This window comes from Vreelandella sp. 21, assembly GCF_050995515.1.
Taxonomy (GTDB): Bacteria; Pseudomonadota; Gammaproteobacteria; order Pseudomonadales; family Halomonadaceae; genus Vreelandella; species Vreelandella alkaliphila.
On sequence record NZ_CP194673.1, the window covers coordinates 2,679,093 to 2,697,877 of the forward strand.

An 18,785-nucleotide genomic window follows, 5' to 3' on the forward strand; every position below is an offset into this window, starting at 1 on the left:
CTTGGTCGGTGACGTCGGCGACCACGGTGATGGTGCCGTCGACCAGCCCTTCCGCGGTCAGGTCTTCGGTGGTGCTGAACGTGCCGCCGGTCACCGTGGCGGTGAACTCGGCGGTGTTACCGGCGCTGTCGGTGACCGTCAGCGTGACCACTTGGCCGTCTTCCACGTTGGTGGTGGTGCCGGTCAGTTCGGTGGCTTGGGCTTCGGCCACGGACAGGTTGCCGTCGCCGATGGCGGCCAGGTCGATGGTCGGTAGATCGGCATTGTCGGCATCTAGCGTGGCGCTTTCGCTATCGCTGGCCGGGTTACCCGCTTGGTCGGTGACGTCGGCGACCACGGTGATGGTGCCGTCGACCAGCCCTTCCGCGGTCAGGTCTTCGGTGGTGCTGAACGTGCCGCCGGTCACCGTGGCGGTGAACTCGGCGGTGTTACCGGCGCTGTCGGTGACCGTCAGCGTGACCACTTGGCCGTCTTCCACGTTGGTGGTGGTGCCGGTCAGTTCGGTGGCTTGGGCTTCGGCCACGGACAGGTTGCCGTCGCCGATGGCGGCCAGGTCGATGGTCGGTAGATCGGCATTGTCGGCATCTAGCGTGGCGCTTTCGCTATCGCTGGCCGGGTTACCCGCTTGGTCGGTGACGTCGGCGACCACGGTGATGGTGCCGTCGACCAGCCCTTCCGCGGTCAGGTCTTCGGTGGTGCTGAACGTGCCGCCGGTCACCGTGGCGGTGAACTCGGCGGTGTTACCGGCGCTGTCGGTGACCGTCAGCGTGACCACTTGGCCGTCTTCCACGTTGGTGGTGGTGCCGGTCAGTTCGGTGGCTTGGGCTTCGGCCACGGACAGGTTGCCGTCGCCGATGGCGGCCAGGTCGATGGTCGGTAGATCGGCATTGTCGGCATCTAGCGTGGCGCTTTCGCTATCGCTGGCCGGGTTACCCGCTTGGTCGGTGACGTCGGCGACCACGGTGATGGTGCCGTCGACCAGCCCTTCCGCGGTCAGGTCTTCGGTGGTGCTGAACGTGCCGCCGGTCACCGTGGCGGTGAACTCGGCGGTGTTACCGGCGCTGTCGGTGACCGTCAGCGTGACCACTTGGCCGTCTTCCACGTTGGTGGTGGTGCCGGTCAGTTCGGTGGCTTGGGCTTCGGCCACGGACAGGTTGCCGTCGCCGATGGCGGCCAGGTCGATGGTCGGTAGATCGGCATTGTCGGCATCTAGCGTGGCGCTTTCGCTATCGCTGGCCGGGTTACCCGCTTGGTCGGTGACGTCGGCGACCACGGTGATGGTGCCGTCGACCAGCCCTTCCGCGGTCAGGTCTTCGGTGGTGCTGAACGTGCCGCCGGTCACCGTGGCGGTGAACTCGGCGGTGTTACCGGCGCTGTCGGTGACCGTCAGCGTGACCACTTGGCCGTCTTCCACGTTGGTGGTGGTGCCGGTCAGTTCGGTGGCTTGGGCTTCGGCCACGGACAGGTTGCCGTCGCCGATGGCGGCCAGGTCGATGGTCGGTAGATCGGCATTGTCGGCATCTAGCGTGGCGCTTTCGCTATCGCTGGCCGGGTTACCCGCTTGGTCGGTGACGTCGGCGACCACGGTGATGGTGCCGTCGACCAGCCCTTCCGCGGTCAGGTCTTCGGTGGTGCTGAACGTGCCGCCGGTCACCGTGGCGGTGAACTCGGCGGTGTTACCGGCGCTGTCGGTGACCGTCAGCGTGACCACTTGGCCGTCTTCCACGTTGGTGGTGGTGCCGGTCAGTTCGGTGGCTTGGGCTTCGGCCACGGACAGGTTGCCGTCGCCGATGGCGGCCAGGTCGATGGTCGGTAGATCGGCATTGTCGGCATCTAGCGTGGCGCTTTCGCTATCGCTGGCCGGGTTACCCGCTTGGTCGGTGACGTCGGCGACCACGGTGATGGTGCCGTCGACCAGCCCTTCCGCGGTCAGGTCTTCGGTGGTGCTGAACGTGCCGCCGGTCACCGTGGCGGTGAACTCGGCGGTGTTACCGGCGCTGTCGGTGACCGTCAGCGTGACCACTTGGCCGTCTTCCACGTTGGTGGTGGTGCCGGTCAGTTCGGTGGCTTGGGCTTCGGCCACGGACAGGTTGCCGTCGCCGATGGCGGCCAGGTCGATGGTCGGTAGATCGGCATTGTCGGCATCTAGCGTGGCGCTTTCGCTATCGCTGGCCGGGTTACCCGCTTGGTCGGTGACGTCGGCGACCACGGTGATGGTGCCGTCGACCAGCCCTTCCGCGGTCAGGTCTTCGGTGGTGCTGAACGTGCCGCCGGTCACCGTGGCGGTGAACTCGGCGGTGTTACCGGCGCTGTCGGTGACCGTCAGCGTGACCACTTGGCCGTCTTCCACGTTGGTGGTGGTGCCGGTCAGTTCGGTGGCTTGGGCTTCGGCCACGGACAGGTTGCCGTCGCCGATGGCGGCCAGGTCGATGGTCGGTAGATCGGCATTGTCGGCATCTAGCGTGGCGCTTTCGCTATCGCTGGCCGGGTTACCCGCTTGGTCGGTGACGTCGGCGACCACGGTGATGGTGCCGTCGACCAGCCCTTCCGCGGTCAGGTCTTCGGTGGTGCTGAACGTGCCGCCGGTCACCGTGGCGGTGAACTCGGCGGTGTTACCGGCGCTGTCGGTGACCGTCAGCGTGACCACTTGGCCGTCTTCCACGTTGGTGGTGGTGCCGGTCAGTTCGGTGGCTTGGGCTTCGGCCACGGACAGGTTGCCGTCGCCGATGGCGGCCAGGTCGATGGTCGGTAGATCGGCATTGTCGGCATCTAGCGTGGCGCTTTCGCTATCGCTGGCCGGGTTACCCGCTTGGTCGGTGACGTCGGCGACCACGGTGATGGTGCCGTCGACCAGCCCTTCCGCGGTCAGGTCTTCGGTGGTGCTGAACGTGCCGCCGGTCACCGTGGCGGTGAACTCGGCGGTGTTACCGGCGCTGTCGGTGACCGTCAGCGTGACCACTTGGCCGTCTTCCACGTTGGTGGTGGTGCCGGTCAGTTCGGTGGCTTGGGCTTCGGCCACGGACAGGTTGCCGTCGCCGATGGCGGCCAGGTCGATGGTTGGCGCGGTGGCGTCGATGCTGCCAGTATCAGTCGCCGTGGCTTCATTGCCAGCTGGATCAGTAATGCTGGCGTCAGCGGTGTAGTCGCCGTCAGCCAGTGGCGTCGTGACGTCAACGCTCCAGTTGCCATCATCATCTACTGTCGCATCAAGCTCTTGGCGATCACCATTGGCATCGGTAACGATCACCGTGACCGTGCCGCCAACTTCATTTGAAGTGCCGGTGATGGTGGGCGTGGTGTCATTACCGTCCGGTGCGTCTACTGTCAGCGTTGGCGCGGTGGCGTCGATGCTGCCAGTATCAGTCGCCGTGGCTTCATTGCCGGCCGGATCGGTAATGCTGGCGTCAACAGTGTAGTCGCCGTCAGCCAGTGGCGTCGTGACGTCAACGCTCCAGTTGCCATCATCACCTACTGTCGCATCAAGCTCTTGGCGATCACCATTGGCATCGGTAACGATCACCGTGACCGTGCCGCCAACTTCATTTGAAGTGCCGGTGATGGTGGGCGTGGTGTCATTACCGTCCGGTGCGTCTACCGTCAGCGTTGGCGCGGTGGCGTCGATGCTGCCAGTATCAGTCGCCGTGGCTTCATTGCCGGCCGGATCGGTAATGCTGGCGTCAACAGTGTAGTCGCCGTCAGCCAGCGGCGTCGTGACGTCAACGCTCCAGTTGCCATCATCACCTACTGTCGCATCAAGCTCTTGGCGATCACCATTGGCATCGGTAACGATCACCGTGACCGTGCCGCCAACTTCATTTGAAGTGCCGGTGATGGTGGGCGTGGTGTCATTACCGTCCGGTGCGTCTACTGTCAGCGTTGGCGCGGTGGCGTCGATGCTGCCAGTATCAGTCGCCGTGGCTTCATTGCCGGCCGGATCGGTAATGCTGGCGTCAACAGTGTAGTCGCCGTCAGCCAGTGGCGTCGTGACGTCAACGCTCCAGTTGCCATCATCACCTACTGTCGCATCAAGCTCTTGGCGATCACCATTGGCATCGGTAACGATCACCGTGACCGTGCCGCCAACTTCATTTGAAGTGCCGGTGATGGTGGGCGTGGTGTCATTACCGTCCGGTGCGTCTACCGTCAGCGTTGGCGCGGTGGCGTCGATGCTGCCAGTATCAGTCGCCGTGGCTTCATTGCCAGCTGGATCAGTAATGCTGGCGTCAGCGGTGTAGTCGCCGTCAGCCAGCGGCGTCGTGACGTCAACGCTCCAGTTGCCATCATCATCTACTGTCGCATCAAGCTCTTGGCGATCACCATTGGCATCGGTAACGATCACCGTGACCGTGCCGCCAACTTCATTTGAAGTGCCGGTGATGGTGGGCGTGGTGTCATTACCGTCCGGTGCGTCTACCGTCAGCGTTGGCGCGGTGGCGTCGATGCTGCCAGTATCAGTCGCCGTGGCTTCATTGCCAGCTGGATCAGTAATGCTGGCGTCAGCGGTGTAGTCGCCGTCAGCCAGCGGCGTCGTGACGTCAACGCTCCAGTTGCCATCATCATCTACTGTCGCATCAAGCTCTTGGCGATCACCATTGGCATCGGTAACGATCACCGTGACCGTGCCGCCAACTTCATTTGAAGTGCCGGTGATGGTGGGCGTGGTGTCATTACCATCCGTTGCGTCTACCGTCAGCGTCGGCGCGGTAGTATCGACTGGGTCATTCACTGCCGAAACAGCGGCTACGCCACCATCAAACTCGACGAACTCTGCTCCTTCAAGGCCTCCTTCAGTGCTAAAACTAAGCGGGTCGGTTTCTTCGGCGATACGGGCAAGGCGCACAAAGCTGTTACCGCCACCACCACCGCCGCCAGCGCCGCCGGCTGCGGTAGCATCTAGCAATTCAAGTAAATCGCCATCTTCATCATCAAGAGCGGCGAGCAGTGCTTCTAAATCGTCATCTTGGGCGCTAGCATCAGTGGCTACAATCGCGTCAAGGTCAAGCTCAGGAGTAACAGCAACTTCTTGGCCACCTTCGATAACATTGGCACCGCTTCCGTCTGCAAAATCTAGCTCAACACGACCATTGGAAGAGGTAATAAGTGTTTCACCCTCTTGAAGCACATCGCCAATACGCAATTCGCGTAGGTTGCCTGCTTCATCGCGCGCCCAAGCTTGGCCTGAAATTGCAATAACGGTTGCAGTTGCCATGTATGCATCACTCCTAGGATCAATAGGTAGCCGCTGATCTAGCCTGTTTACGCTAGATTAAAATGGCGGCATATACCTTAATCATAGGAGGATGGAAAGTTAAAAAGTATTGTACCGATGGTCAAAAAGTATTTCTTTACACGGTTATTTGCTGGGGTAATCACCTTCCAGCTCGGAAATAGAAGTTAACTTTAGAATTAACTGCAGGCGATCACGAACGGATAACTTCTTAAATATCGCGCTTAGATGAGCTTTTACCGTGCGCTCAGTAATATCTAATTGACGAGCAACTTCTTTGTTGGTTGCACCGCGGGCAACAGCTAGCGCCACGCCTCGCTCGCGCTCTGTGAGCAGGTTCAAATATTCGCCGTGCTGATGACCTTCACTGCTCTGGCGATTTTGCAGAGCCTTAAAGGCCCCACCCATCACTTTGGCAAGCAGCTCTTGACCTACCCATACGCCTTGATTGGTCACCACAAGGGCAACTTGGTTAAGTACATCTGGTGCCGCCAGTGTGTGCGCGTATCCACGCGCCCCAAGATCAAGCGCCTTTAATGCCTCGCGATCATTAGGTGCATAGCTGAGCAACACCGCAATTGCTTTTTTTGCGGCTATCGTCGAAATCAACTCATCCCAGTTTTCGACCATCGTTGTCAGCCATACCACATCACCCGACCGCACCTGATCCAACACTTTATTTGGCGTAGTGGCTACGCTTTTAGGAAAAGCTCTTTCCCAGCGTGCTTTCAGGCTACCATCCGTTGTTACAAACCAATGTTTCATTAGCGCTCCCCCATGGAATCTCGCCACGCCCTTAAAACAGGTTTTAGTAAGAACTGCATGACCGTTCTTTTGCCTGTCACAATATCTACCTGTGCTGTCATCCCTGGAATCACCTGAAGGCGCTCAGCAATACTTTCATCTTGTAAACTGCGAACCCGAACCAAATAAAACGTATTGCCATCATCATCAGTAATCGTATCTGCGCTGATGTGATCAAGCTCAGCCTGCAAGCCACCATAAATGGCATAGTCGTAGGCAGTGAGCTTAATCGTCGCGGGCTGACCGGGGTGGAGAAAAGCAATATCCTGGGGAGCAATGCGCGCTTCAACCAGTAGTTGGTCATCGCTGGGCACGATATCCAACACTTCTTGTCCTGGCTGGAGTACTCCGCCAATCGTATTAACATGAAGACGCTGAATCACACCATCGACAGGCGAGCGTATTTCGGTAAGTCGCACTCTATCTTGAAGGCCCGTACCTGACTGCTGAAGCGCATTTAAGTCGCCTAACGTCTGAGCAAGCTCATTTCGCCACTCACTTCTACGTTCGGCACCTAACTCTAGTAGCTGCCCCTCTGCTTCTTCTACTCCCGCTTCCAGACGTGAGACAGCAGCAGCAGCTTGGTTGCGCTCACCTGTGGCACGCGATACTTCACGCTGTAAGCGCAATACCTCAACTTCTGAAACAGCACCTGAGGCAAGTAGCGGGCGCGTCAAATTAAGCTCTTGCCCTGCCATACTTGCTTCGCGTTGGGCAGTATCAAGTCGAGACTGCGCTTCTCGGAGTTCTTCTTGACGCTGTCGGATACGATCGTTGAGCACATTCTCCTGCTCGCGCAACTCTTCACGGCGACTTTCGTACACTTCTCGTTCCTGCATTACGATATCAGGCACTTCTTGACGCAACTCTTCGGAAGGCTCAAAAGTAGTGCCAGTGGCCAACGCCCGTAGCCGCTCAGCGCGTGCTTCAAGTGCAAAACGCTGAGCACGGTTTTCGCGAAAATCAGAAACGAACCGCGTTGGGTCAATTTGCATTAACACTTCACCAGCACTGACCACCTGCCCCTCTCGCACCATGATCTGTTCTATCGCACCGCCGTCAAACGATTGAATGCGCTGCAATTGGCTCGCCGGAATAACGCGTCCCGCGCCACGGGTTACTTCGTCGATGGCAGCAACTGATGCCCAAACCACCAGCACGATGATGGTTAATAAAACAGTGTAGAGAAATAGACGCGCACGAATCGGCTCTTGCTGCATACGCGCCCAATCAGTGTCGCTTGCCCAGTCACGATTAAGATGCGCAGAGGTGACACGGCGAGCAAAGAGTCGATCCATAAAAGGACGAAACGGCTTCTTCCCTTTCTCAGAAAATCGACCAATGGCCTCAAAGCCTTTTTGCTCACTCGTGGAGGTGGTTTTTTTCGCCATTATGACGCCCTCCCGATCTGGCCTTTACGCAATGCCTCTACAACCGTATCGCGAGGACCATCTGCCACCACTTTTCCAGCATCCATAACGATAATGCGGTCAACGAGGGATAGCAGCGATGTACGATGAGTAACAACCAAGATGGTTTTTCCTGGCGCAACACTCGTTAGATTCGCTTTAAACGCTTCCTCACTGGCGTTATCCATTGAGCTGGTTGGCTCATCAAGCAGCAATATTGGTGGATCTTGGACAACGGCCCTTGCGATGGCTACGGCTTGTTTTTGCCCGCCTGAAAGCGCCTGCCCTCGTTCACCTACTTCAAGATCAACGCCTTTAGGGTGGCTATTAACCAGTGAATCAAGACCAGCAATTTCGATTGCTCGGAGTAACGCCTCATCATCAACTCGGTCGTTTCCACCACCAGCAACAATATTATCCCGTAGCGTGCCAGCGAATAGGCTGACGTCCTGAGGCACATAACCAATATGACGACGAAGTTGCAGAGGATCTAACTGACGAATATCAACGCCATCCACCAGCACCGCGCCGGATGTGGGCTGATAAAAACCAAGTACCAGCTTATTCAGCGATGATTTTCCGCAGCCAACACGGCCGAGTAACGCGACTTTTTCACCAGCTTTGATAGAAATCGAGACATCACGCAATGCATCTCTTTCTTCATGAGGATAGCGCAAGGTAACTTTCTCTAAGCGAATGCTGCCGGTAAAACTGGGCTTTTCTACATAGGCTTTACCTTCATGACGCTCCACACTCTTAGCCATTACATCATTTAACGACTCCAGAGCCGTTGAGGACTGATGGTACTGAGCCAGCAAAGCAGCCGCTTGGCTAATAGGCGCCATCGCTCGAGAAGAGAGCATATAGGCGGCAATCAAACCGCCCTGAGTCAAGTTACCTTCGATAATTTGATAGACACCAATGATAATGACGCATACAGCTACGCTATGCTGAGCCCACTGAGCAACGCTTGAGACCGATGAACTCACCATTTTGAGCTGAGCACCGGTTCTCGATAAAAAGGCAGATGCTTTTTCCCAGTGACGTTGAATACGGCTTTCCGCCCGCAATGCCTTGACGTTTTCTAATTGGGAGACAGACTCCACCAGTAAAGCGTTACGCTGTGCACCTACCTCCCAAGTCGTTTGTGAAAGCTCATGCAGTTTCCCTTGTGCTGCAAGGGCATATAACAGCACGAAAACGATACCAACGAGCACAGGTAACACAAGCCAAGGATTGATCAACGCAATGATGGCCGCGAAAAGCAGTACAAAGGGTAAATCGACGATACCAAGAATGGTTGCAGAGCCAATAAATGCTCGCACCGATTCGAAAGATTGAAGCGTTGAGGTAAAAGACCCTGTCGATACTGGCCGCTCCTCTAAACGCAACCCTAACGTTTTCGCCATAATAGACGATGAAAGCTTTACGTCTGCCCGGCTGGCTGCTAAATCAACAAAACTGCTACGCATTAAGCGCAGCGCCAAGTCAAAACACAGCACGATGAAAATACCGATTGCCAGCACCCAAAGCGTTTCAGTGGCCTGATTAGGGACAACACGGTCATAAACGTTCAACACAAACAGCGGCATCGCCAGCGCGAATAAGTTGATCGCTACTGAACCAAGAACGATGTCGCGATAGAGGCGTCGATTTTCACGAATAACGCCCCAAAACCAGTGCTGATCCCGGCGTTTTTTCACACCAGGTTCAGAGGTGCTGTCGGCTCTAAACTTTGGCCGCACATAAACGGCTTCACCGCTGTACCCCGCGTGAAGCTCGTCTAGCGATATTTCCGTATCAGCCTCTGACAGCTCAGGAAAAATTACTTTTGCTTTTTGCTGCTTGAGATCCAGCCCGAGCAACACACAAGCACGCCCTGGTTCCAGCAATAAAATTGCCGGAAACAGTGCAGGATTTAGCGCCGAAAGCTTACTTTTCACAATATGCGCAGTAAGCCCAGCTCGCGAGGCTGCCCGCCCGAAGACAGAAGGAATCAGTTTTCCTTGCTCTAAAGGCAGGCCCGCTTTTAAGGCCTCGGATGACACTTCGTGCTGATAATATGAAGCAACTGCCTTTAAACACTCCAGTAGCTCATCGTGTTCTTCCTGGCCGTTGCTACGGTCAGTCCGAGATACTTCCAGCTTACGTTGCGTCACTGAGACCTCATTATCCTAATGAATTCGTCGGAAAACCATTCACTGAAGTTTCACCAGTGGGCATGCCTAAGGCGGCGACTTAATAGCCGCCACTCATCAGCAATTAAATGCCACTGGTGAAATCTTCAAGCGTGAAGCCACGCGGCCCATCGACGGCGCACGCCATCTCTGCACGAGACGCAGCATCCTCATAGCCAAGCTCGTCAAGGCTAGGAATATCATCACGGGCTACTTGTAGGGTTTGCATTAGCTGCCCCATCGCCGCCAGGGTTCGTGCTTGGGCCAGCGTTAAGTCGAACTGTGCGTTCGCATAGGCACGACTCGCTTCAAAAAACTCGTTCTCACTATCCAGCACGTCTAAAAGCGTGCGCTGGCCAATATCGAACTGCTGTTGATAAGCACCACGAACACGGTCAATTGACTGCCGGTGTTCGTTTAAATACTCCAACTGTTCGTTGAGACGCTGCGTGTCGTTATAAGCGATTTGTGTCGTTTGTCTAACATTGGTACATGCTGTTTCGCGCTGGCTATCGGCTTCTTCAATTCGCGTGGTTGCCGCATTGAAGGCAGCATAGTCAGAACCACCCCGGTAAAGATTCATACTCGCAACGAGCTGGATACTGTGCTCATCACGACGGCCACCAATGGCATCATCTTGGTTGTTAGTGCCTGTACGTCCTTGAATATCTAGGCGAGGCATAAAGGCAGCGCGGGCACCTTCACGCTCAGCGCGTTGCACCGCGATATTCTCAATTGCCGCATGAAACTCAGGATTCCCCTGGAACGCCAGCTCAATGGCTTGGCTGATATCCGCGGGCAGTTCAGTAGCAAGAGACGGCGCGGGCGCCATGTTTTGTGCCGGTAGCGCACCAACAATTCGTTGGAAGCGAGCAGTAACATCGTGAAGGTTTGACGCTTCCGACATTAGGTTTGATTCGGCTAAAGCTAAGCGGCCACTGATCTGTTCAAGGTCAACACCCCGCCCTGCACCAGAAAGCGCTCGCTCTTCAATCTGTGCAAATACTCGCTGGTGTTCACGATAGTTATCCTGCGCTAAACGCACCAACTCGCGATAGCGCAATACATCGAGGTAACTACGAAAAGCCTCAAGCGCAACTTCTTCGCTGACACCCAAAAGTTCGAAATAGGCGACTAACCGAGCACGATCCAAGCGCTCAACCTCACTGCGCGTTGCAAAACCATCAAAAACCATCTGGGTTAAGGTCAGCTCAGCAAAATCACTATCGTAGCTGCCGCGCCCATCATTTTGCTGGTCTTGCCTACCGATACCCGCGCTGACATCAATCGTAGGCAAATAACCACCTTGAGCAACCCGGATATCACTTCCAGAGGCGCTAAAATTGGCCCAAGATGCATTTACCTGAGGATTGGTAACGATAGCCTGCTGAATGGTGCTCGATAGATCAGTAGTACCCGGCGCGTAAAGCGTCGCTGGCAATGCCTGAGCTAAAGCAGAGAGAGGGAGACAAGCCAGAGTAGTCACCGTAAGCGGTCGAATAGCGCGCTGTAAAAACAAAGTTTTTAGTGTCGTTTTAATACCGTCTTTCATCGCCATAGATCCCTAATGAATATTTACGCTGCTGAAGAAATAGCTGCTAAACGCCACCCACCCTGGGGCACCCTTGACTCTCTTGCTTCGCCCTCTGGTCAACACCTCATACTAATTAGTATTGATACGACTCAGTGATACGAATTAGCGCATTTACTTAGCTTAATTTAATAGCATTAGCCGCTAGGCCGATGCTATGAAGCCAAGAGTCACAAAATTTTACAATAAAAATCCTAAAAAAACATTACAAAGCAGCTTTTTGCTTTGTTTAACGTGCTGGATTTTAAGAACTAGGTTTTAAGAACCAGGTTTTAAGAACTAGGTTTTAAGAACCAGGTTTTAAGAACTGGACTTTAAGCACCAAGCCCTAAGAGCTAGGCTTTCGAAGATTGCAGCTGCTGCAGCGCCAGCCCTGAAAGGATCAGCATCAATCCTACCAACGTGGATGCCAACAATGGCTCATTGACAACCAGATAGAGCAGCAGCAACGAAATAGGCGGCGAAAGAAATATCAGATTAGACACCTTGGCCGTTCGCGAGACCTTGCGAACCGCCATCTGCCAAAGAATAAAAGCGACCCCCATTTCGAAAAGGCCGACGTAAACACCCGCGCCTAAGGCTTGCCAGCCATGCCAACTGAACCCTGGCCCCACAATCAATAGCAGCGTTAAAACAGGCAAGCCGACGCTGAAGTTCTGCCATTGTGCGACTAAGGGCGCTCTTTTATCTCGTGCGTTGAGCAACCAGTAGAGTGCCCATAACAGCGTCGACACAAGTGCAAACACGACACCAAGAGGGTCTGCGAAATCAACATTGAAAACATTACCGCGGGTTGCTATCACCCAGACCCCCGCGTAGGCAATGAGCCCCGCTACCACATCCACTCGCGTGAGCCGTTGCCCTAGGATCGGTACCGCCAGAAGCGCCATTGCCAGCGCCCAAGTATAGTTGAGTGCCATTGCCTCTTGCCCAGGCAGCCTATCGTAAGCGGCAAACAGCACTAGATAGTAGGCAACAGGATTCATCAACCCAGCCCATGCAGCGGTTCGCCAACCATGGCGAAGGGCTTCTGTTAAATGCCCTTGCCTCACTACCAACACGAACATGAACGTCCAAGATACAAGGGCCGCGAGCCACATCAATTCTAGCGGACTCATCCAGGCAAGAGCGACCTTAAAAGCCGTAGCAACTGTCGACCATAGCGCCACCGCTCCAAGACCATACAGTATCGCTTGACGATCTTGATTCATCGGTCGATATGCCCCAAATCCCGGGCTGGCTCGATCTTATCCCGCACGCGTTGCTTTAGGACCTTGACATCTGGAAAGCCACCATCGCGTTTTCTTTCCCATAGCAACGCCTCGTCACACCATATCTCAAAGGTGCCACCATGGGAGGGAGACAATGCAACCTCTGCAAGACTTTCGCCAAAGGTTGAAAGCAGCTCTTGGGCATACCAAGCACTGCGCAACAACCACTGGCACTGCGTGCAGTAACGTATTTGAATGCGTGACATACAGAGGTTCCTAAACGTTTTAATGTGGCATCCTTGCTTTTCATTCTGTCACCTTACATTAGCAACTGCCAAGGAAACGTAATGAACAAGCAACATGTTTCTCAAACCCGAGTGTACGAGTGGCTAACAGGTGATGATGACAGCCGAATGTGCGATGACATTCCCGATGAGGCATGCCATGAGCAACCGCATAACTTTTTTCTGCATCTTTGCGCCTCGTTAGGCAATAAACTCGCTGACGAGCTCTCCAGCGCCCGCTTGGTATTGCCTTGGTTAATGGGCATTATTGGTGCTCCGGTATGGATGGTTGGTCTACTGGTACCTATACGCGAAGCAGGCGCCCTGTTACCACAGCTGTTTGTGGCTGGCTTTATTCGCTTAAAACCAACGCGTAAGTGGGCATGGGTAGCAGGCGCGTTGATACAGGCATTGGCGGCATTAGCGTTAGCACTGCTAGCACTCGTGGGCAGCGGATCTTTAGGGGGGGCGATGGTGCTAGGAGCACTAGTGTTGCTATCGCTGGCCAGAGGACTCTCATCCATAGCAACGAAAGATGTGTTGGGTAAAACCATCGCTAAGCGACGCCGTGGAACCTTAATGGGGTGGAGTGGCAGCGTAGCAGGCGCCGCAACCCTGGTAGCTGGCGGCGTTCTGATGTGGTTTGGTGATCAACCCGGCAACGTAGCACTCGCTATTTTACTGGTTGTTGCCGCCGCAGGATGGCTACTAAATGCCGTGAGCGCGGCGCGCATAGCGGAAGTGCCCGGCGCTGTGGAAGGCGGGGAAAATGCATGGGACAGCATTAAGCTAGGGCTTTCTTTACTCAAAGAAGATCGTAATTTTCTAAACTTCAATCTGGCTCGTGCTCTACTCCTCTCCAGCGCACTGGCACTCCCCTACTTAGCCCTACTCGGCCAACAACAAAGCGGTACTAACTTAGGTGGCCTTGGCCTGCTGGTAGTGGTATCAGGCATTGCTGCGATGGTGGCAAGCCCTGTATGGGGAAAGCGAGCAGACCAATCGAGTCGCCGTGTGATGAGAGATGCAGCCATCGGCACTGCCATTTGCTGTCTGCTGGGCGCAAGCCTGGCATGGCTCCCCAGCCAGTGGAGTGAAAGCGTTTGGCCTTATGCGATTATTTACGCCTTTCTGGTTATCGTTCATCACGGCGTACGACTAGGCCGTAAAACCTACTTAGTCGACATTGCTACCCAGGAGAATCGCGCGCTATATGTGGCACTATCTAACACCTTGACTGGGGTGTTGATGCTGGTGGTAGGCGGGATAATCGGTGGGTTGGCTCAGTGGCTTGGTAGCGCTCCGCTGTTGTTAATACTCGCTGGGACAGCATTCGGTGCCATGTTATCAGCCCAACAATTACCTGAGGCAGAATAGCGCTGCCGATTGCAATGCATCACAACGCTCGCCATGATGGTAGGTAATTAGCGGTGATTAGCTGGGTTTTTGCTATTCTACCTTTATTAAGCAATATGAAATGCCGCTTAGCTCCGCGTTGATGGACAGCGCATAGCTTCGGAAGAACGAGAGCAGCAACAGGAACCCATTGATGAAACGATCTCCTTTGATCAGCCCTGAGTTACTCGAACGCATTATTGACGCTTCCGAGGATGGCATCGTCGTTGCAGAGCAAGAAGGCGATGAAAACATTCTCATTTACGTCAACCAAGGCTTCGAACGCCTCACCGGCTACAGTGCAGATGAAATTCTTTATCGCGACTGCCGTTTTTTGCAAAACGAAGACCGTGACCAAGATGCACTGACCTCTATCCGAGAAGCGCTGAAAGAGGGTCGCCCTTCTCGTGAAGTACTGCGCAATTATCGCAAAGACGGCACCATGTTCTGGAACGAGCTCTCCATTACACCCGTTTTTGACGAAGCTGATAACTTGATGTACTACATCGGCGTACAGAAAGACGTGACGGAGCGCGTAGAAGCACAGCAAGCATTGGCCGCCCTTCAGAAGCGCCAAGAACTGACAGAATAAATAAAAACGACAATAAAGTAGCCTCAGGGGCTTGAACTTCAACCTAAGTGGCGGTATATAGCGGCTAAGCGCATAAAAGCGCTAGGCGCTTCTTGTTTCATCTATCGATTGAAAGAAGAAGCCGTTGTGATGCCGGTGCGCCGGCTTGGGTTGGAGGGCATACCATGAGCCGTGACCCCTTAAATCGTGAATCTTATACCAGTGATGCAATCGATGCCGATGAGTTCGATAACTTAGACGCTGTGAACGATGACCATTACGGCAAAAGCAAACCCAGCAAAGCAGATACGCTTCGCGCCCGCCGCCAAGTAGAAGCATGGCTTGAAGAGCGCCGTTTGCAGCGCGCTATTGAAGATGATTGGGATGAAGAGGAATAACCTGATCGCCTCAATCACTTTCATTGATTGGCAGCTTAGTTACGATGTCTAGTTACTCACCGTAATTGTCGCGCACGGAACCTTCACTAGGCTGCTGATCAACGTATCAAAACGACTTATCTTCTGTGCTTCTGGCCTTTGCCCGCGCGGAGCACTATCATCTTAGCCCTACGCCAGCACACAGCTGCGACTCTTTTCTCCAACAACCTAACGGATTTCCATGGCGCAATACGTATTCACCATGAACCGGGTTGGCAAAGTTGTGCCGCCCAAAAAGCAAATTCTCAAGGATATTTCGCTATCGTTCTTCCCTGGCGCCAAAATTGGCGTACTTGGCTTGAACGGTTCCGGTAAATCCACACTGCTACGCATTATGGCCGGTGTCGATAAAGAGTTTGAAGGTGAAGCTCGTCCGATGCCTGGTATTAATGTGGGCTACCTTCCCCAGGAGCCACAGCTTGATGACGAAAAGAACGTCCGCGATACGGTAGAAGAGGCGTTAGGCGCCATTAAAGAAGCACAGGAAAAACTAGATGCGGTGTATGCTGCGTATGCTGAGCCTGATGCAGATTTTGATGCCCTAGCGAGCGAACAAGCACGCCTTGAAAATATTATCGAAGCCGCCGATGCGCATAACCTTGAGCGTAAGCTGGAAGTTGCAGCTGAAGCGCTGCGCCTGCCACCTTGGGATGCCAAAGTAGGCAATCTTTCTGGGGGCGAGCGCCGCCGTGTAGCACTGTGCCGCCTGCTGCTTTCCAGCCCCGACATGCTCTTACTTGACGAGCCTACCAACCACTTGGATGCTGAATCCGTTGCTTGGTTAGAGCGCTTCTTGCACGACTATAACGGCACTGTCGTGGCCATCACCCACGACCGTTACTTCCTGGACAACGTTGCCGGATGGATTCTGGAACTTGACCGCGGCCAGGGCATTCCTTTTGAAGGCAACTACTCTCAGTGGCTGGAGCAGAAAGAGCAGCGCCTGAACCAAGAAGCCAAACAGGAAGTATCGCGCCAGAAAGCTATCAAGCAAGAGCTTGAGTGGGTGCGCAGCAACACTAAAGGACGCCAAGCGAAGAGTAAGGCACGCCTTAATCGCTTTGAAGAGATGCAGTCTGGTGACTTTCAAAAGCGTAATGAAACAAATGAGATCTATATTCCGCCTGGCCCGCGCCTGGGTGATAAGGTCATTGAGTTCCATAACGTGACCAAGCGGTTTGATGACAAACTGCTCTACCAGGATCTCTCTTTTACCATCCCTCAAGGGGCGATTGTCGGGATTGTAGGTGGTAACGGGGCCGGTAAATCGACACTGTTCAAGCTAGTCACCGGCCAAGAACAGCCGGATGCTGGCGAAGTAGTGATTGGTGAGACTGTCGATATTGCCTACGTTGAGCAGTTGCGTGACGCACTAGACGACAAGCAAACTGTTTGGGAAGCCGTCTCTGACGGACAGGATATTCTAAACATTAACGGCTATGAAGTCTCTTCGCGTGCCTACGTTGGCCGCTTTAACTTTAAGGGCAACGATCAGCAGAAGCGTCTAGATGAGCTTTCTGGTGGTGAGCGCGGTCGCCTTCAGCTTGCCCAAACGCTTAAACAAGGCGCAAACGTACTGCTGTTAGACGAACCTTCAAACGATCTGGACATCGAGACTCTACGCGCCCTGGAAGAAGCGCTGCTGGCGTTCCCAGGCTGCGCGATGGTGATCTCTCACGATCGTTGGTTCTTAGACCGTATCGCTACGCACATCCTCGCCTTTGAAGGCGATTCTGAAGTCGTCTTCTTCGATGGTAACTACACCGAATATGAAGAAGACCACAAGAAGCGCGTGGGTAACGACACACCTAAGCGGATGAAGTATAAGCGCATCGACGCCTAACGATTTGTTGCTATACCGCTAGTACGTAAAAAGCCCCTTGTACGCTAAAACGCACAGGGGCTTTTTACTTTTGTTGGGCTATAAAATAAACAGAACCTGCTATCAGCCTGCCGGCCAAGTAAACTGCCGACCTCCCAATAAATGCATATGGATGTGGTAAACCGTCTGACCACCCATTTCATTGCAATTCATCACAACACGATATCCATCTTCCGCGAAGCCTTGTTGCTTGGCCAGCTGTGCGGCAGTGTGCTGCAAACGCCCAACCAAGGCTAGGTCTTCAGGGGCAATATCGTTAAGCGTAGCAATATGCTTTTTAGGAATAATCAACTGATGCGTTGGCGCCTGAGGACTAATGTCATTGAACGCTAGCACATGCTCATCTTCAAACACGATATCTGCGGGAATTTCGCGGTTTATGATTTTGCAAAACAGGCAATCCATACGGCCTCCTTCATTTTTGTAAGTGCCGAAAACTAACGAGCGAAAACAGCCTTAGCGAAAACGGCGCTGAGACAGCAAATGGCGAACCAGCGGCGCTAAAATCAGCTCCATCGCTAACGACATACGCGCCCCAGGCACCACTAACGTGTGCGGGCGTGTCATAAATGAATCTTTGATCATCGCCAATAGCCAAGGAAAATCCACCGTTGAGGGATCCCTAAAGCGAATCACCACAAACGATTCTGCATCGGTCGGAATATCCTGAACCTCAAAGGGGTTCGACGTATCGACAGTGGGCACACGCTGGAAATTAATATGGGTACGCGAGAACTGCGGCTGAATGTAGCGCACGTAATCATCCATGCGCCCTAATATGGTATCGATGACCGCTTCCTGGGAATAACCGCGCAGCTTGGTATCACGATCAATTTTTTGAATCCATTCAAGATTCATGGTCGGTGCAACGCCGACTAACAAATCTACGTGACGAGCAATATCATACTCTTGTGTCACCAAGCCGCCATGCAGTCCTTCGTAAAAGAGCAGATCAGTACCACAAGGCAGTGACTGCCACTCAGTGAACGTCCCTACCCTATAACCTGCCTCAATTTTTTGCTTATCTTCTGCATGAATGTAGTGACGGAACGTACCCGCTCCATGCTCACCGTACTCAACAAAAAGCCCTTCAAGCCGATCAAGCAGATTAGCTTCTACTGCAAAGTGAGAAAGCTCATCTTTGCGTTCGGGCTCGTCACGAAAAATCCGCTGGAGATCATCACGGGTATAGCGGTGAAAGGCATCGCCGTCCACCATGGCAGCGTGCACATCTTCACGCAGGAACATGCGCTCAAAGCTGCGACGCACCGTCGTAGTACCCGCGCCTGAAGAGCCCGTGATGGCAATGATTGGATATTCCCGCGACATTAAGCACCTCTCTCCTGAGCAGTCGCGCGAGCAATCGCCTGCGCAACTTCATCAGGCACTTTGACAGGCCGCCCAGAAGAAAGGTCTAAAAGAAGCTGGTTAATCCGAGCAGTTGCCACCACCTTATCGGTTTCTGCATGACAAATGCGCTGATAAACCGTCAACGCTTTGCCTTGTGGTTCAGGGACAGCGGTTTCAATTACCAAAGCATCTGGCCAGCGCGCCTCACTCTGGTACTGAACGGCTAGGTCAGCAACAATGCTCGGGTAGCCTTTCATATCCCACTCAGGCAAACCTAGCGCAGCGAACGCATGCACGCGAGCTTCATGTAGCAGCGATACTAAAGCGTCATGCCCCAAGTGGCGACCGTAATTCATATCCGTGACGCGCACCGTTAAAGGATGCCGATGAATAATCGCTGCCGTGGGGAAATCTAGCGTGACACGCTCCATGCTTAGCTCCTTGTCA

General features: G+C 54.2%; 14 protein-coding genes (1 of these 14 only partly in view). 4 read left to right on the top strand and 10 right to left on the bottom strand.

From position 1 onward, the window contains the following. The 7 genes from ACN06F_RS12350 to ACN06F_RS12380 all read right to left on the bottom strand — a co-directional run. On the bottom strand, nt 1-5,209 hold the start of the coding sequence (locus ACN06F_RS12350; RefSeq protein WP_433924009.1) for an Ig-like domain-containing protein. Its footprint begins 24,992 nt before the window's first position; the window shows 5,209 of its 30,201 coding nt (coding positions 1-5,209); its start codon is at nt 5,207-5,209; its stop codon lies beyond the left edge, outside the window. 144 nt (nt 5,210-5,353) lie between these two features. After that, the gene (locus ACN06F_RS12355; RefSeq protein ID WP_253485773.1) at nt 5,354-5,992 is read right to left on the bottom strand and encodes a helix-turn-helix transcriptional regulator; all 639 of its coding nucleotides are present in this window, start codon (nt 5,990-5,992) and stop codon (nt 5,354-5,356) included. After that, nucleotides 5,992-7,422, bottom strand: a complete 1,431-nt coding sequence (locus tag ACN06F_RS12360) for an HlyD family type I secretion periplasmic adaptor subunit (RefSeq protein WP_038476875.1) — start codon at nt 7,420-7,422, stop codon at nt 5,992-5,994. The genes ACN06F_RS12355 and ACN06F_RS12360 overlap by 1 nt, the downstream gene beginning before the upstream one ends. Next, a complete protein-coding gene (locus ACN06F_RS12365; protein ID WP_433924010.1) occupies nt 7,422-9,599 on the bottom strand; it encodes a type I secretion system permease/ATPase in 2,178 nt (725 codons plus the stop codon). Before ACN06F_RS12365 ends, ACN06F_RS12360 begins: the two co-directional genes overlap by 1 nt. Before the next feature lie 103 nt (nt 9,600-9,702). Further along, a complete protein-coding gene (locus ACN06F_RS12370) occupies nt 9,703-11,169 on the bottom strand; it encodes a TolC family outer membrane protein (RefSeq protein WP_038476881.1) in 1,467 nt (488 codons plus the stop codon). 374 nt (nt 11,170-11,543) lie between these two features. After that, nucleotides 11,544-12,419, bottom strand: a complete 876-nt coding sequence (locus ACN06F_RS12375) for a DMT family transporter (protein WP_095603804.1) — start codon at nt 12,417-12,419, stop codon at nt 11,544-11,546. Beyond that, complete coding sequence (locus tag ACN06F_RS12380) at nt 12,416-12,685, bottom strand: SelT/SelW/SelH family protein (protein ID WP_095603805.1); 270 nt, start codon at nt 12,683-12,685, stop codon at nt 12,416-12,418. Before ACN06F_RS12380 ends, ACN06F_RS12375 begins: the two co-directional genes overlap by 4 nt. An 81-nt stretch (nt 12,686-12,766) precedes the next feature. Here ACN06F_RS12380 and ACN06F_RS12385 point away from each other — a divergent pair, with 81 nt between their 5' ends. From ACN06F_RS12385 to ettA, 4 genes are all read left to right on the top strand, one after another. Beyond that, complete coding sequence (locus tag ACN06F_RS12385) at nt 12,767-14,080, top strand: MFS transporter (protein ID WP_120386613.1); 1,314 nt, start codon at nt 12,767-12,769, stop codon at nt 14,078-14,080. A gap of 172 nt (nt 14,081-14,252) precedes the next feature. Then, nucleotides 14,253-14,690, top strand: a complete 438-nt coding sequence (locus ACN06F_RS12390; protein ID WP_038476893.1) for a PAS domain S-box protein — start codon at nt 14,253-14,255, stop codon at nt 14,688-14,690. 164 nt (nt 14,691-14,854) lie between these two features. Beyond that, the gene (locus ACN06F_RS12395; RefSeq protein WP_038476896.1) at nt 14,855-15,067 is read left to right on the top strand and encodes a PA3496 family putative envelope integrity protein; all 213 of its coding nucleotides are present in this window, start codon (nt 14,855-14,857) and stop codon (nt 15,065-15,067) included. A 220-nt stretch (nt 15,068-15,287) separates the two neighbouring features. After that, nucleotides 15,288-16,949, top strand: coding sequence for an energy-dependent translational throttle protein EttA (gene ettA, locus ACN06F_RS12400; protein ID WP_038476899.1), 1,662 nt, complete (start codon nt 15,288-15,290; stop codon nt 16,947-16,949). A 102-nt stretch (nt 16,950-17,051) separates the two neighbouring features. Here the strand turns inward: ettA and ACN06F_RS12405 are convergent, their stop codons facing one another. The 3 genes from ACN06F_RS12405 to ACN06F_RS12415 are packed head-to-tail and all read right to left on the bottom strand — an operon-like array spanning nt 17,052 to nt 18,769. Next, on the bottom strand, nt 17,052-17,393 hold the full coding sequence (locus ACN06F_RS12405; RefSeq protein WP_038476902.1) for a histidine triad nucleotide-binding protein: 342 nt from the start codon (nt 17,391-17,393) through the stop codon (nt 17,052-17,054). Nucleotides 17,394-17,444: 51 nt separating this feature from the next. Further along, nucleotides 17,445-18,317, bottom strand: coding sequence for a phosphoribulokinase (locus tag ACN06F_RS12410; RefSeq protein WP_038476906.1), 873 nt, complete (start codon nt 18,315-18,317; stop codon nt 17,445-17,447). Next, a complete protein-coding gene (locus ACN06F_RS12415) occupies nt 18,317-18,769 on the bottom strand; it encodes an acyl-CoA thioesterase (RefSeq protein WP_038476909.1) in 453 nt (150 codons plus the stop codon). The genes ACN06F_RS12410 and ACN06F_RS12415 overlap by 1 nt, the downstream gene beginning before the upstream one ends. Between the last annotated feature and the right edge of the window lie 16 nt (nt 18,770-18,785).